Source organism: Aeromicrobium phragmitis, from assembly GCF_003674095.1.
GTDB lineage: Bacteria > Actinomycetota > Actinomycetes > Propionibacteriales > Nocardioidaceae > Aeromicrobium > Aeromicrobium phragmitis.
This window is the reverse complement of the sequence record NZ_RDBF01000095.1, coordinates 1-443: the sequence shown is the minus strand read 5'-3', so window position 1 is coordinate 443 and position 443 is coordinate 1. Positions and strand designations below refer to the sequence as shown.

The 443-nt window shown below is 71.3% G+C and carries 1 protein-coding gene; it reads left to right on the top strand.

Translation table 11 applies throughout. The annotated features are described in order from the left end of the window. Nucleotides 1-443 (top strand): dihydropteroate synthase (locus D9V41_RS16425; protein ID WP_166376097.1); only part of this gene is annotated, 443 nt, incomplete at both ends.

Below are 443 nucleotides of genomic sequence, written 5' to 3'. Positions count from 1 at the left end.
GCGGGAACGCTTCGACGACCTCGTGATCAGCGTCGACACGTGGCGCGCGGAGGTGGGAGCCCGCTGCGCCGACGCCGGCGCCGATCTGCTCAACGACACCTGGGCGGGCGCCGACCCGGAGCTGGCGGACGTCGCCGCAGCCTTCGGCTGCGGATACGTGTGCTCGCACACCGGCGGGGCCGAGCCGCGTACCGATCCGTTCCGGGTGGCTTACGACGACGTGGTACGCAGCGTCGCGGAGGAGACCACGGCCGCGGCCGAGAGCCTCGTGAAGCGCGGGGTACCGCGCGAGGGGATCCTCATCGACCCCACGCACGACTTCGGCAAGAACACCTTCCACGGGCTGGAACTGCTGCGCCGTACCGACGAGCTCGTCGCGACGGGCTGGCCCGTGCTCATGGCGCTGTCCCGCAAGGACTTCGTCGGCGAAACCCTCGACCTGG